The organism is Sphingobacterium sp. PCS056 (genome assembly GCF_023273895.1).
In the GTDB taxonomy this organism is placed as follows: domain Bacteria; phylum Bacteroidota; class Bacteroidia; order Sphingobacteriales; family Sphingobacteriaceae; genus Sphingobacterium.
In genome coordinates this window covers 1,643,721-1,658,036 of record NZ_CP096883.1, presented here as the reverse complement: position 1 = coordinate 1,658,036, position 14,316 = coordinate 1,643,721, and the positions used below count along the sequence as shown (strand labels likewise).

Genomic DNA, 14,316 nt, shown 5'->3' with positions numbered 1-14,316 from the left:
TCACTGTCTAATTAAAAATCAATATTTAAACCAAAGGAAATGGATGTTGCAAATGGATATGGCGATACTTTACCATCCTCAGGCTTCATCTCGGGATCGATCACACCTTTATAAATACCCAATTTGGAAATTGTCAATAAATCTTCTCCCGAAACATACATGCGTACCCGTGAGAATGGTAACTTTTTCATGGTTTCCTTGGTCAAAGAATAACCCAACTGAATATTTTTCAAACGTGCGTAAGCCCCGTTCATAAACCATTTATCCGAATTCTGAAAATTTTGTGTTCCTTCTAAGTAAGGTCTTGGATAAGCAGCATCGCGGTTTTCTGGAGTCCAGTAATCCATATGAAAATTCATCGGTAAATAATACGAATATAACTGCGGTTGAATCAATTCATTGCTAGGTTTGAATTTACGTTTACCGATCCCCTGAATAAACATGCTGAAATCGATATTTTTATATCCAAAATTAAAATTGAAACCGTATTGATATCTAGGGTTGATGTCGCCTAAGTACACTAAATCACCGGTATCACCAAGGACATTTTTACCCGGAGAGATCTCTCCATTGCCATCCAGATCCACATAACGGATATCGCCCAATCCAGGTACGCCCGCTTTATTGATCAATTTCGCATAGCTCGGTGCATTTTTTAGATCCTCTTCCGTCTGAAAATAGCCATTGGTCTTATAGGCCCAGATCGAATTCAGCGCATAGCCTTCTACTAGATTATTGACGCCTGAATAAACTATATTATCAGCACCACCATATTTAACCAATTTATTTTGATTATCCGCCAGGTTAAATGATGCCCCAAAAGTAAAATCATCACCGATCTTATCTTGATAACCCAAGCTGAGTTCCCATCCCCAGGTTTTCATCTTTCCAACATTTGATTTAGGAACATCAATACCAATAGTTGCAGGTAAGCTCACCCGAACCAACATATTATTGTTGTACTTATTATAATAATCAAATGAACCTTTCAACTTTCTATTCAAGAAACTAAAATCTAAACCAAAATTTTGGGTCTCTATCGTTTCCCAAGATAGATTTGTTGCCGGAATCATACCCTGATTGAGATAAGTCTGTCTACTATCGCCCAACAGTACATTTGATCCAGTCAAGAGCTGAGCAATAAAATCATAGTACCCTATCCCGACTTTAGAGCCCACTTTACCCCAAGATACGCGTGGTTTCAACTCATTGACGATAGATGATAAACCATCAAACCAGGCTTCCTTCGACATATTCCAACCCGCTGAAAAGGAAGGAAAGACCTTAACGCGCTCACCTGGAGTCAATCGTGAACTTTCATCACTACGTACAGTGGCTTCAAATAAGTATTTTTCTTTATAATTGTAATTGAAACGACCAAAGTAAGATTGCATTTTCTCTGTAGACGCCGACTGCGAATTGGACTTATTGAGTGGATCTGAGGTAAAGTTCAAACTCGGATTATCGTTGACATACAAATTCTTTGTCGACGCACTTAAGGTTTGATAGTCGTAAGCATAGAGCTGATACCCGCCCATGATATGGAAATGATGATCATCCGCAATTTTAACGTTATAATCTGCCACAGCTTGATAATTCTGGCTCAACGTTTTATAATCCGTGATTGCATAATTATTCGGATTATTCAATTGACTTGCGGTATTGGCTGTAGGACCCGAATAGAAGGTCACTGTTCGTCTGAAATTGCGATTTTGTTTCGTAATATCTTCACGGCTATACATCAATTTAATCTCCAGACCTTTCACCAACTTGTGTATGGTTGCCGTTGCATTATTGAAGTAGGTACTACTACGGTCCCGGTTAAATCCACCATCTTTCAATAGCGCATACCCAAATGCTGATGAAGTACCACTTCGGTAATAGGTGCCATCTTCATTGAAAAGCGGAAAACGCATTCTGGAAGAGAAAAATTGACGTAAAATACCATTTCCTCCCCCATCTAGTCCATAGCCCCCATCCTGTGGATTATCAGTAGCTTGATTAATATAAGCACTCCCGATATCTAATTTGATATATTCATTGACTTTAGCCGATATATTGGCCCGCGCATTCCATCGCGTAAAATGGTCTTCACCGACCTTAAACATACCCGCTTGACTCATATTGCCCAATGAAGCCATGTACGTTACATTTTCACTACCGCCCGAAAACTGCAAGTTGGTGTTGTTCATCGTGTAAGACTTCTTCACAACCTGGTCAATGAGATTTTCCTGATTGTAAGTCCGCCATTGTCCATTCGATCCCAGAACAAATGTAGGTCCATTCACCGCATAGTTGAGATCCTCCTCATTATACTCAGGAGCCAAACCAGCATTTGCCCGTGCGATATTGACATAATTCATTTCATCAATCAAGGACAATCTTTTAGGGATATTGGCCGGCATTTGCCAAGCCATATTGCTCATCAATGAAATTCGTGATTTTCCTTTTTGGCCTTTTTTTGTCGTGACCAATATCACCCCACCCGCTGACTGCGCCCCATAGATAGCTGTTGCACCACCATCTTTCAGCACACTGATATTTTCAATATCATTGGGATTTAAAGCAATAAACGTACCTTCGGAACTGATGACACCGTCAATCACAACCAGAGGAGCAACACCACCATTGGCAGAAGTAGCGCCACGAACCTCCATATTTAATCCTTGCGCCCCCGGTCTACCCGAATTTCGACTGATCACTAAGCCCGGAGCTGCCCCCTGCAACATATTGACCACCGTTGGTGAAGGTCGATTCTGTAACACTTTGGCATCGATCTGTGACACTGCACTGGTCAGGTTGGTTTTCTTTTGACTACCGTAACCGACCACGACCACCTCATCAAGCATATCTTCCTGCGCTACCAAACGGACAACAGATGCCGCAGATGCAACCACTTCTTGATGGATATAACCGACAGAACTGAAGATCAAAATCGGATTAGAAGTTGTGATAGCGAGCGTATATTGACCATTCATATCCGTGGAAGTAGAACCCTTGCCACCTTTTTCTCTGACCGTTACGCCTCCCAGGCCCCTACCAGTTGCATCAACTACTTTTCCTGAAATTTGTTGTTGCCATACCCCTTTTGAATCTACTTTTTCCATCGCAAACAGGGGATGAGCGCCTGCCAAATTGGGCAGTGTGCTCAACGAAAGTGGTGCTAAAAATGCAAGCTGACAGTATAATCTGGACCAGCTCCTGTGCTTTGAGTAATTGTGTTTAACCATATCGTGATTATTAGGTTTTTATTCGTGTAACTCTTGGTTATAGTCCAGCAATTGTAAACAAAAATAAATCACGGCTCCTATTTCATTATTCAAGCAAACGATTGCACATCATACGAAAACGATGTAGCAAATCATGGCTCAAATCCTGAATAGAGCGATTGATAACAATCAATGAAAACTCAAATAAATCATCATAATAGAAAGAAAACAAGGTAAATACTCAAAAAAAGGCTGGTACCCATTGCATAGTATAAGCAGTCATCATCAGGGCATGGCAACGATTTACACAGGAATAAAAATGGATTGTTAAAGGGACAAAACGGCTATCTGGAGCCGATATAGCATGCCGATTTATGCAAGAGCTACCAAGATTAGTATCTGTACAAATAGCGATGTTTGAGATCGGCAAGCGCAACAACTATATCAAGCGGAAAACGTCGCATAGCAGGATTTGTTGCTGTTTATTGAAACAGTAGAAGTATCAAACTCAACATGAATTAGTAGAACTGTACCAGATTGAACTGTGCACTGATAGCCGTGAGCAGTTTTTAATAGGTTTGTACCTCATCAATAATCTGTGGTACAGCCATCCTAAACCAATATGTGAATTTCTCCGGTTGCTCCGTGAGTTGTTTCATCAGTTCTGCTTTATCGATCCATTGATAATTTTGCACTTCATCGGGATTGAAGTTTGGCTGATCATCGGTATATCCGATCAATACATGATCATATTCATGCTCAATCAAGTTATTTTCAACTGGAGTATGGTACATAAAAGAAAAGAGATGATCGATATCACATTTTAATCCCATTTCATAGGCTAATCTTTGCGATGCACTCGCTTTAATCTCTTCCCCCCATTGTGGATGAGAGCAGCAGGCATTGGTCCACAATCCACCTCCATGGTACTTGTGCTGAGCACGTTGATGGATCAGCATCTGTCGCTCACTATTTAAGATAAATATAGAGAACGCACGGTGCAACATTCCTTTTTCGTGTGCCTCCATCTTATCCATTTCTCCCAGAGCATGATCTTGCTCATCAACCAATACAACTTTATTTCTGTCCATAAGATTTTATCTTTTGCTATTTATCTTGCAGTGCCGCCCGATATGCTTGAAGTGCCCTTGCTCGAGCAAATTCATGTCCTACAATAGGAGCTTCCAAGAGCTGTCCATAATCTGGATTCCAAGTTTTAACATATAGGAGATCTTCATCAAACTTTAATGTTTGTGCCGTAGGGTTGAAAATCCGAAAATAGGGTGCGGCATCACATCCTGAACCCGCTACCCACTGCCAATTACCATTATTTGCAGCAAGATCGTAGTCTAATAATTTTTGTGCAAAATAAGCTTCACCCCAACGCCAATCGATGAGAAGATGTTTGCACAAGAAACTAGCAACCACCATCCGTACCCGATTGTGCATAAAGCCCGTCTCATTGAGCTGCCTCATGCCAGCATCGACAATCGGATATCCCGTTTTTCCGGAACACCATCGTTCAAATTCCACCTCATTATTTCGCCATTCGATGGCATCGTATTTTGGTTTAAAACTAGCTGTCACGACCTGTGGAAAATGGTACAGGATCTGCATAAAAAACTCACGCCAAATCAATTCAGAAAGCCAAGTTTCATTATTTTTCAACGCAAAATCCACACATTTTCGGATTGATATCGTTCCAAATCGCAAAGCGATACCCAGTCGGGTGGTATGGTCCAGCGCAGGAAAATCACGCTTTTCTCCATAATCTTTTATGATATCTATCGCCAGTTGCGGCTGTTCAAATACGAGGTCGGTCTTTTGAAAGCCTAATGTTTCTAGACTTATAATATCTTGAAATGCTGCTTTATAAAAATTTTCCAGGGCAATGGTCTCCTGCCCGTAGTGTGCAGGCTGCAGCATACTCTTCCACTTTTTAGCATAAGGCGTATATACAGTATAGGGACTTCCATCCGCTTTAACAACTTCCGACTTTTCAAATATGACCTGATCTTTGCTTGCATAGCATGGAATACCGATCTCTTTTAGATCACGTTGCACAGCATCATCTCTTTTGATCGCCTGCGGTTCATAATCGCCATTGCAATACAACCCCTGTACATCATACTCCTGGCAGATCATTTTTATCACATCCAACGGAACTCCTGAATAGGTGTGCAGCGTAGAGCCATGCTTTTGCAAAGTCACATTCATCGCATGCAATGCTTGATGAATATAATCTACACGTCTATCATAACGCGTTGCTAGCCGGGTCAATATATCGCTGTCAAAAATAAAGATAGGCAGTACCGCGTATCCAGAAGCAATGGCCTGTTGCAGACCCCTATTATCTGATAAGCGCAGATCTCGTCTAAACCAAAAAATAACGACTTTATTTTTCTTCATCGCCAACTCCTATTTCTTTGTCATGTGCTACCCATACGAATCGACTTGTATCATAACCAATCGCTTGAGCTGTTTTGATAAAGGAAGCTTTTATATCATCCGGAATCGTGGTCTCGCGAGAAAGGATCCACAAGTAGTCAAAATTTTGACCTGCGACTAAGGCATAGCGATATGCAGGATCCAATGCAATAACATTATATCCACCATAAAAAGGTCCAAAAAAGGAAACTTTCAATGCTGCAGTCGTTTTCTGAGATCTGAACTTTGCTTTACCTTTGGCCGATTTCCACTCGTTTTTTACGGTATCATAGCCCCTATTTAATACGATTAAGCTACCATCATCATCCAAATGATATTGAGCAGTGACCCGCTGCAGATTTTTTTCAAAACGATTGTCAACACGGGCGATCTCATACCATTTACCTAAATAGCGATCTACATCAAAATCACGGATAGGCTGTACACCTTTAGGTATCATGGCACATGAGGAAAAAAGGAGCATCACCAAAAAGCTAGCTATCCAGATATAGCGGTAGTGATTTTTCATGATCGTTATTTTTTTTGAAACCGTTTAAAAAAGTAGATATTGAGCATAAATTGTGCATACCCATACACCGCATCTTCTACTGGAATCGTCAGCATACGGATATTCAATATTTGATCCGCATTGTAATTAACGATTGGCGATTCCAGACCAGTACCCGTCAGTACCCCATTTACCATAAAGAAACCCGGCATCAAGCAGAGGTAGACGAACGATCCCTTTCCTATCCAACTTACTTTTGCGATATAATGTAGATAAAGTACAGTCGCTGCAGTGATCAGTACGGTAACCAGAGGATATATTTTTTGGTGAAATAAGACCGCCACCAGTAAGCACACCAACACGGTAAACCACACCACGATCGTATTCAACCTATTTGCCCAATTGAGGTTGAAAAATTTATCCAGACAGAAATAAGTAAACACACATGAAAACGGTATGCAGATAAAAAACAACCATTCTTCGATCGGTAAACCACCGATTCTAAAAGGCATGGTATAGCTCGAGTTAAACCACCAGACTCCCATTTTAGTAAAGGCGATATCCCATGCGATAAATGGAATTGCCACCAAAATACTTCCTTTAAGAAATGCTTTAAAATGTTTATTGAACTGTATTCTGCGATCAAATGAAAAAATAAAACAAATGATAACCGTCAAAAAATTGATCAGTATATACGTATATGCTTGCATCTTTAATCTTTTTTAAAATACATTTTAAAATATTTCACCGGCACCCAAAGAAATCCAAAACATTCGCCCTGCTCTCGCCCTAGATGTTTATGGTGCTGCTTGTGCGCACGCCTTATGGCCAATAAATAGGGGTTTTTTGTATTGCTTAGAAAACTGATCCGTTGGTGAATAAAAATATCGTGCACAAAAAAATAAGCCAGACCGTAGCACGTCACCCCCAATCCTATGTAGAAAATATAACTATATCCCTGCTGGCTACCGATATACATGAGTATAATAGCAGGTATTGCAAAAATGATAAAGAAATAATCATTTTTTTCCAGATGTCCCTCGGTACTGTGGTCATGATGATCTCTATGCAACATCCATAGAAATCCGTGCATCACATATTTGTGAATCAACCAAGTCGCTCCTTCCATCAAAAAGAAGGTCGCTATTACAATTAAGATATTCATCAAGATTGATTTTTAGTGTTAAACATTTTTTCTAATACTTCATATCGGTAAGCAAAAATATCCACGAGTTTGTTGCGTATCATCAATTTATGCGCGATTCGACCCAAATATCCCAATGGAAGCTTATAGGTCACGACATCCCTCATCATTACCCCTTCCTCATTAGGCGTAAATTCATGAAAATGACGCCATAGTGTATAAGGTCCATTTAACTGCTCATCCGTAAAACTGACATAATCTTCTACCTGCGTTATTTTAGTTCGCCATTTCATCCTTATGCCCAACAAAGGCGTGACTTTATAATCGATGATCAGACCTTGGTGGATGGGTGTATCTGCTAATTGGTTGACAATCACAAAATTCATCTTTTCAGGGGTGATCTTAGCTAAATTATGGGGTGACGAAAAAAAATCCCAAGCCGTTTGGATATCGCAATTCAACTGCTGTGTCGTCTCTATCTGATATATCATATTTATAAATTTTAAGCTAACATCAACCCTTGAGGCCTAAGTTAGGATCCAAAATACCTGCTATAACTGTTCGTATTCTTACAGACCAAATATGCGAAATGGTCTCACCACCTCCATCTTGTATTGTACATAGCAGCTCATCATCAAAGAAAGCTTTTGACTGTTGGGGATACGAATACGTTCTTTTAATATGCTATGGGCAGGAATCTGTTTAATTTTTTTCAATAATGACCAATAATATTTATAGGCAAGATAAACTCCGAATTTAGACGAACTTGGCAATTTTTTTATTCCGACTAGTGCTTCCCTAAATTCACTTTCGATATCCTGCTCGATCGCAAATTTAATATGGTTATCAAACCCCCGCATATCGACATCCGGGAAATAAGTACGCCCCAGGATATGGTAATCATCTTTCAGGTCTCTGAGAAAATTAATTTTCTGAAAAGCTGAACCAAGCTTCATGGCATAAGGTTTCAATTTTTGGTATTCTTCTTTACATCCACCCACAAAAACATGTAAACACATCAGTCCCACCACTTCTGCCGAGCCCAGTATATATTCCTTGTACCGATCTTCATCGTATGTCACTTGATGCAAATCCATCTCCATACTTTTCAGAAATTGATCGACCAAGCTACGATCTATTGCGTAGCGATGTACCGTCTCCTGAAAAGATTGCAGTATCGGGTTAAGTGAAATCTGCTCGTTGAGCGCTTGATCCGTCTGCTCCATAAAACGGGTCAGCAGCAACCGTTTATCATAGCCATGAAAACTATCTACAATTTCATCTGCCAGCCTAACATAGCCATAGATCGCATATATAGCCTGCCTGATGGAGGGATGTAGCGCCATAATACCTAATGAAAAACTCGTACTGTATTTTTTTGTCGTGGATTTGCTTACCTCGTAAGATAATTCATCAAACAGTTTCTTCATGGTGCTTTAGGTTAAGTTTATGAACTTCATTTGCAACTATTTTTCCGGATATAATAGCCGGAGGAACCCCTGGTCCCGGAACAGTCAATTGACCAGTATAATATAAATTAGCTAGTTTCTTATTCTTAATAGCCGGTTTCCAAACCGCAGTCTGCCCCAAGGTATTGGCCAGGCCATATGCATTTCCTTTATAAGCATGATAATCAGCGATAAAGTCACTTACACAGTAACTTCTCTTATAATCAATTTTGGATTTAAGATCTTCAACCCCTACATGCTTAGCCAATCGTGCCAGCATTTGATCCAGATAACGCTCTCTGACAGCCTCATCATCCTCAATCCCAATGGCCAATGGCATCAATAGAAAAATATTTTCATGGCCTACAGGCGCGACATCAGGATCGGTCTTAGAAGGACAGCAACTATAGAACAAGGGATTATCCGGCCATTTTTTTTCCTTATAAATGGCATCGATATGAATATCCAGATCATGCTCAAAGAACAGGGTATGATGTTTCAGATTGGGTATTGGTTCACTAAATCCAAGATAATAAATTAAACTCGATGGTGCAAATGTGCGATCTTCCCAATACTTAGCGGTATAATTGCGATACTTTTCGTCCAACAGCGTTTCGGTATGATGGTAATCTGATGAGGCGATAACCGCATCAAATGCCATAGAAACACCATTGATCAGCAATGTACTTACCTGATCATGTTGCGTATCGATCCGCTCCACATGATGATTAAAATAAAATTTTACACCTTGATTTTCTGCGACAGTATGCATCGCTTTGATCACTTCATAAAACCCGCCCATTGGGTACCATGTTCCCAAGGCGTACCCTCCATAATTCATCAAGCTATAAAGCGCCGGAATATTTTTCGGTGAAGCCCCTAAAAATATGACAGGAAACTCCATTAAAGCAATCAGTTTGGGATGAGTAAAATATTTCTTGACATACGACCTAAAGTCAGATAATAAATCCAACTTAAAGGCACTCTTGGCAATCTTTGGTGAAAAGAATTCCCACCATGAGTGACAGGGTTTATAGACAAACTCTTTCATCCCGACCTCATATTTATAGCGAGCGGCTTCCATAAATTCATCCAGTTTTTGGCCACTTCCTGCTTCTATATCTTCGAAGATCACGCGCAGCTCATCATAATTTTTTGGAACTTCAAAATTTCCATCTGAAAAAATCATTTCAAATTGAGGATCAAGAGCTACAAGCTTATAAAAATCTTCGGGTTGATAACCGAAATCATGAAAAAAATCAGCAATAATATCAGGCATCCAGTACCAGCTAGGCCCCATATCAAAGGTATAACCATTGTCTGTTTTAAATTGCCTAGCTCGTCCACCCGGGATACTATTTTTTTCATAAACATGTACCTCGTGACCAGCTTTAGCCGCATAGCATGCTGCAGAAAGACCTGAGAAACCTGAACCTATAATCGCTATCTTCATTGAAATCAAATTAATGGTATTTGTTAGTTTAAGAGTAAATAAATAACCTCATTTATACACTTTTTGTTTTTAAAAGACACAAAATATCATAAATTGACACCCTGCACCTCTATGATCATGCAGACTCTTTTACAATCTAGAGTATGTACCCGTTAATTATCACTATAAGGATAATTTTCTGATACTGAATTCAGTAAATCAGCAACATCAATATTTTGATTATAGATGGATTGATGAAAATGTGCTAATTTCTGCAACAACCGAATCAATTCCATCTTTTCCTTATGCGTCAGATCCCCTGTAACAATTTGGCTTGCTTGACGAATTTTATGCATTTGATCTTCCAGCACTCGTAACCCCTCAGCTGTTATGGATATGACTTTACTCCTTTTATCTTTCTCCGAATTTTTTTGTTCTACCCATCCTTGATGAATAAGCCGATTGATAATTTGCATACCAAGAGGTTTATCATGAATGTTACGTTTGATGAGTTCCATTTTGATCATGGCTCCAAAAACCTTGAGATTGATCAAATAAATAAACTCTTCTTGTGTAGAAAACGCCGAATCATGAATAGCCGATTTGGAATACGTCTTGGCATATCGATTCATATGCACAATTAGCGTACTGATCACACTCTCAGCATTGCGTCCATCCGCTTTCCCTTCCCAATCGGGTTCTGCTAGTAGTTCTGCTTCAAAGTGATCGACGATGTATTTCCGAAGGCCTTTGCTGTCTTCGCTATATGTATTTCCTTTTTTACATTCGTATTCGAATTGCTCGATCAGGTCAATCGTTTCTTTTAATAAGTTATAATTCATAATGTTGATGATTATAGAATGTGATATTCCTTAAGCTTAACAAAGGTATAAAAATATACTATATTTTATATGAAAAATAAAAACAAGTCCACTATTAACCTAAATTAATAATGAAAGAATTCGATCCCATTGCATAAAACAAACAGGAACTATATGTTAATTTATAAAATTTTTTATATAAAATAAACCAGTAAAATTTATTAAACTTGCCTGCTATTACAGTAAATAAACTTAAGGAATTAATACTTCGAAACACCAACGATATGCACATTCATGTATAAAAAAAGCTGCAACCCCATTCTAGATCGGATTACAGCTATTATAAAGGATTAAAATGGATTTAAAAATTATAGGAATTTCAATACAAGATCTGCTTAAGGCATCAAAACATGATCGATCACATGGATTACACCATTTGACTGCTGTACATCAGCTATGGTGACTTTAGCATCCTTTCCTTTTGCATCGCGGATATACAGATCTTTCCCTTTCATCCAAAACGTTAACATTCCACCTTCTACCGTTACCATCTGAGCTTTACCACCTTTTTCTTTTACTGTTTTTAAAATGGTAGCAGCATTAAAATTTCCAGCCAATACATGATAGGTCAAGATCTGTGTCAATATCTTTTTATTTTCTGGCTTCAATAGATTATCCACCGTACCTTTTGGCAATAAATTGAATGCTTCATTGGTAGGTGCCAACACCGTAAAAGGACCTTTTGACGATAATGTTTCGACAAGTCCGGCAGCTTTGACAGCAGCGACCAATGTGGTATGATCTTTTGAGTTGACCGCATTCTCCACAATATTTTTAGTTGGATACATAGGTGCTCCGCCTACCATTACTGTTTTCATTTTGTCGGCATGTTGTGCCAGTACATTTCCGCTGCATAAAACACCCACGACTAACAGACTGAGTGCCATAAAATTTAATTTTGTTTTCATTTCTTAGTTTTTTAAAGATGTCATTTCTATCATATACGACATTATGGTGCAAGCGGATTTTATGTACAACAACTATTTTAAAGATAAAAAAGAGCTGCGATGTTAGTGCATCATTACCAATGCATTAAATTTTTAAAGAGATGCATAATTTATTAATCTAAATACATATATTTGGAACTCAAAGACTAATTGATTGAGCCCGATACACCATTTAGAAGAAGACACCCTCATTTCCTTACTGCAAAAGAAGGATCAACGTGCATTTAATTATCTATACGATCATTATGCAGGGGCGCTCTATGGAATCGTGATCCGGATCGTGTCGTTCAAAGAATATGCGGATGAAGTAATTCAGGATGTATTTGTCAAAATATGGAAATATATCGATTCATTTGATGCGGCACGTGGCAAGCTTTATACTTGGATCATCAATATAGCCCGCAACTCGGCTATCGATTATGTCAAATCTAAGAGTGTTCAAAACGAACAAAAAAACCAATCTCTTCCAGATATCGTAGATGTTAAAGAAAGACATAACTTTAGCATCTCAACACACGTTGATCATATTGGTTTTAAAAATGTATTGAATGAATTACGAGCAGAGTGGAGAGAGCTTATTGAGATGGCGTATTACGAAGGGTACACGCAGCAGGAGATTGCCGAGAAATTGAATATTCCTTTAGGGACGATCAAAACCCGTACTCGGGGCGCACTTTTAGAATTAAAAAAAATACTTAAAGAATACGAATAACAGTGGATACTAAAGAATACATATCGTCAGGAATTATAGAAGCGTATGTGATGGGTCTCGCCAGTGAAGAAGAGGTGAGTATCTTGATGTGCATACGTCAACATAATACTGAAGTAGAGCAAGCGATTTTGGAGGCAGAAATGACCTTAGAAAATCTTGCTACTCGTCAAGCTATGTCCCCTCCTCCCGAATTGAAAGCTGCGATCTGGAATACACTATCGCAACAGGAGACGACCTCTTCGAGTCCATTGGAACCACAACAACAAGATCTTGCGTCCATCAAACCGATGGCGTCACCATCATCTGCAGCAGAAAGACCAGTACGCACATTGGCCGCACGCAATTGGGCCATTGCAGCTTCGATATTACTGGTGGCCAGTATCGGTGCCAATATCTTTTACCACAATCAAAGTGTCAATGATCAAGATATGCTAGTACAGGCATTAGTAGAAAACCAGTCCACTGAGCAAAAGCTTCAACATATCCAAGAGAAATGGAAATTGTTGCAAGACCCCGTGATCAAGACCGTGACTCTGGCCGGTGTGGAGCAGCACCCGCAGCTCAAAGCCCATGTTTTTTGGAATACAAAAACAACAGATGTATACTTGAGCTTAGAAAATCTACCTGCTGCACCAAAAGGCAAGCAGTATCAGCTATGGGCAATCGTCGATGGCAAACCTGTCGATGCAGGTGTATTTCCATTGGACAAAACCGACCAGGTGACTATAATGCACCAGATCCCAGCAGCACAGGCCTTCGCCATAACACTTGAAACCATAGGCGGTAACCCCACTCCAGACCTCACACAGTTATATGTAATGGGCAACACCTAATCGGGTGTTTCTTTAATCTTTAGACTTTGTCCACAATTTTTCATTACCCCAACAGAAGCATTTAATTTTCGTAACAGGGCTCATACTTTTGTTTTATTTTGTAATTAATGAGCAAAGCATCCGATCTTTTTGATCACGTTGAATCATTTTTTTGCGCATTAATAATAAGATTTTAAGTATTTGAAAAAATAGCTTAATATTAACGGTAAATTATTACAAATAGAACCCCAGGGTCTCTATATAAAAGCTTCTCGTGCTGTTATATTTGCTTTATAAAACGTTGAATGTAATAGAATACAGGTCATTACATTTATAAAAGAGCACTTAGTTTGTCATTTTACATAACCATATATTACCCTTATGAAAAAGATTTTAGCACTTGTCCTGCTAACGATTACACTGTGCTCAGCGGCATGCAGTTCAAAAGAAAACATTGAACCCGAAGAAATCAATATCTTAAGCCAAACCGTTTGGCTCAGAAAAGATATGTCCTCAGAAATCATTTATGGGGGAGGCGATAATTATCTCAAATTACATTTTAAGCCAGATTACTCCTATGAAATCGTGCGTATAAAAGGCGATAAGGTCAATAGCATATATGAAGAAGGATCATACACGATCGCAGACAATAAAAATGTGATCTTGAATACGCAGAAAAACAATCAAAAAACCTCCTTACGCTATGTTTTGGAGAATAATAGAACACTCAATCGCGTAACTGAGGATGGTCAGATTCTGACACATGCCTATGAAGCTTATATTAAACAATAAATTA

Annotated in this window: 14 protein-coding genes; 3 read left to right on the top strand and 11 right to left on the bottom strand. The window is 39.1% G+C overall.

Features of this window, described 5'->3' with window-relative positions:
* Nucleotides 1-11: 11 nt before the first annotated feature.
* The 11 genes from MUB18_RS06950 to MUB18_RS06900 all read right to left on the bottom strand — a co-directional run bounded on the left by MUB18_RS06950 (nucleotide 12) and on the right by MUB18_RS06900 (nucleotide 11,957).
* Nucleotides 12-3,230: a SusC/RagA family TonB-linked outer membrane protein gene (locus MUB18_RS06950; RefSeq protein WP_248755443.1), complete on the bottom strand. Its 3,219-nt coding sequence runs from the start codon at nucleotides 3,228-3,230 to the stop codon at nucleotides 12-14.
* A gap of 548 nt (nucleotides 3,231-3,778) precedes the next feature.
* A complete protein-coding gene (idi, locus tag MUB18_RS06945) occupies nucleotides 3,779-4,300 on the bottom strand; it encodes an isopentenyl-diphosphate Delta-isomerase (RefSeq protein ID WP_248755442.1) in 522 nt (173 codons plus the stop codon).
* A gap of 16 nt (nucleotides 4,301-4,316) precedes the next feature.
* Nucleotides 4,317-5,618: a cryptochrome/photolyase family protein gene (locus MUB18_RS06940; RefSeq protein WP_248755441.1), complete on the bottom strand. Its 1,302-nt coding sequence runs from the start codon at nucleotides 5,616-5,618 to the stop codon at nucleotides 4,317-4,319.
* Nucleotides 5,605-6,165, bottom strand: coding sequence for a lipocalin family protein (locus MUB18_RS06935; RefSeq protein WP_248755440.1), 561 nt, complete (start codon nucleotides 6,163-6,165; stop codon nucleotides 5,605-5,607). The genes MUB18_RS06940 and MUB18_RS06935 overlap by 14 nt, the downstream gene beginning before the upstream one ends.
* A gap of 5 nt (nucleotides 6,166-6,170) precedes the next feature.
* Entirely contained in the window at nucleotides 6,171-6,854 is a 684-nt protein-coding gene (locus MUB18_RS06930; RefSeq protein WP_248755439.1) for a lycopene cyclase domain-containing protein, read from the bottom strand.
* A 2-nt stretch (nucleotides 6,855-6,856) separates the two neighbouring features.
* A complete protein-coding gene (locus MUB18_RS06925; protein ID WP_084405312.1) occupies nucleotides 6,857-7,309 on the bottom strand; it encodes a sterol desaturase family protein in 453 nt (150 codons plus the stop codon).
* Nucleotides 7,309-7,779 carry an SRPBCC family protein gene (locus tag MUB18_RS06920; protein WP_248755438.1) on the bottom strand — a complete coding sequence of 157 codons (471 nt, stop codon included), beginning with the start codon at nucleotides 7,777-7,779 and terminating at the stop codon, nucleotides 7,309-7,311. Before MUB18_RS06920 ends, MUB18_RS06925 begins: the two co-directional genes overlap by 1 nt.
* 78 nt (nucleotides 7,780-7,857) lie before the next feature.
* Nucleotides 7,858-8,718 (bottom strand): phytoene/squalene synthase family protein, encoded by an 861-nt coding sequence (locus MUB18_RS06915; RefSeq protein WP_248755437.1) that lies wholly within the window; start codon nucleotides 8,716-8,718, stop codon nucleotides 7,858-7,860.
* The gene (locus tag MUB18_RS06910; protein WP_248755436.1) at nucleotides 8,702-10,189 is read right to left on the bottom strand and encodes a phytoene desaturase family protein; all 1,488 of its coding nucleotides are present in this window, start codon (nucleotides 10,187-10,189) and stop codon (nucleotides 8,702-8,704) included. The genes MUB18_RS06915 and MUB18_RS06910 overlap by 17 nt, the downstream gene beginning before the upstream one ends.
* Before the next feature lie 152 nt (nucleotides 10,190-10,341).
* On the bottom strand, nucleotides 10,342-11,010 hold the full coding sequence (locus MUB18_RS06905; RefSeq protein WP_248755435.1) for a MarR family winged helix-turn-helix transcriptional regulator: 669 nt from the start codon (nucleotides 11,008-11,010) through the stop codon (nucleotides 10,342-10,344).
* A gap of 374 nt (nucleotides 11,011-11,384) precedes the next feature.
* Nucleotides 11,385-11,957, bottom strand: a complete 573-nt coding sequence (locus MUB18_RS06900; RefSeq protein WP_248755434.1) for a fasciclin domain-containing protein — start codon at nucleotides 11,955-11,957, stop codon at nucleotides 11,385-11,387.
* 193 nt (nucleotides 11,958-12,150) lie between these two features.
* Between MUB18_RS06900 and MUB18_RS06895 the strand changes: the two genes are divergently transcribed.
* The 3 genes from MUB18_RS06895 (at nucleotide 12,151) to MUB18_RS06885 (ending at nucleotide 14,312) form a co-directional block, all read left to right on the top strand.
* Nucleotides 12,151-12,708, top strand: coding sequence for an RNA polymerase sigma factor (locus tag MUB18_RS06895; protein ID WP_045753575.1), 558 nt, complete (start codon nucleotides 12,151-12,153; stop codon nucleotides 12,706-12,708).
* A gap of 2 nt (nucleotides 12,709-12,710) precedes the next feature.
* Nucleotides 12,711-13,541: an anti-sigma factor domain-containing protein gene (locus MUB18_RS06890; protein ID WP_248755433.1), complete on the top strand. Its 831-nt coding sequence runs from the start codon at nucleotides 12,711-12,713 to the stop codon at nucleotides 13,539-13,541.
* Between the two features lie 360 nt (nucleotides 13,542-13,901).
* Entirely contained in the window at nucleotides 13,902-14,312 is a 411-nt protein-coding gene (locus MUB18_RS06885; protein WP_045753577.1) for a hypothetical protein, read from the top strand.
* The last annotated feature ends 4 nt before the right edge of the window (nucleotides 14,313-14,316 follow it).

Coding starts and splice junctions, on each gene's coding strand:
- MUB18_RS06930 (WP_248755439.1), bottom strand. CDS start 6,854: ATGCAAGCATATACGTATATACTGATCAATTTTTTGACGGTTATCATT.
- MUB18_RS06905 (WP_248755435.1), bottom strand. CDS start 11,010: ATGAATTATAACTTATTAAAAGAAACGATTGACCTGATCGAGCAATTC.
- MUB18_RS06925 (WP_084405312.1), bottom strand. CDS start 7,309: ATGAATATCTTAATTGTAATAGCGACCTTCTTTTTGATGGAAGGAGCG.
- MUB18_RS06950 (WP_248755443.1), bottom strand. CDS start 3,230: ATGGTTAAACACAATTACTCAAAGCACAGGAGCTGGTCCAGATTATAC.
- MUB18_RS06920 (WP_248755438.1), bottom strand. CDS start 7,779: ATGATATATCAGATAGAGACGACACAGCAGTTGAATTGCGATATCCAA.
- MUB18_RS06885 (WP_045753577.1), top strand. CDS start 13,902: ATGAAAAAGATTTTAGCACTTGTCCTGCTAACGATTACACTGTGCTCA.
- MUB18_RS06935 (WP_248755440.1), bottom strand. CDS start 6,165: ATGAAAAATCACTACCGCTATATCTGGATAGCTAGCTTTTTGGTGATG.
- MUB18_RS06915 (WP_248755437.1), bottom strand. CDS start 8,718: ATGAAGAAACTGTTTGATGAATTATCTTACGAGGTAAGCAAATCCACG.
- MUB18_RS06910 (WP_248755436.1), bottom strand. CDS start 10,189: ATGAAGATAGCGATTATAGGTTCAGGTTTCTCAGGTCTTTCTGCAGCA.
- idi (WP_248755442.1), bottom strand. CDS start 4,300: ATGGACAGAAATAAAGTTGTATTGGTTGATGAGCAAGATCATGCTCTG.
- MUB18_RS06940 (WP_248755441.1), bottom strand. CDS start 5,618: ATGAAGAAAAATAAAGTCGTTATTTTTTGGTTTAGACGAGATCTGCGC.
- MUB18_RS06900 (WP_248755434.1), bottom strand. CDS start 11,957: ATGAAAACAAAATTAAATTTTATGGCACTCAGTCTGTTAGTCGTGGGT.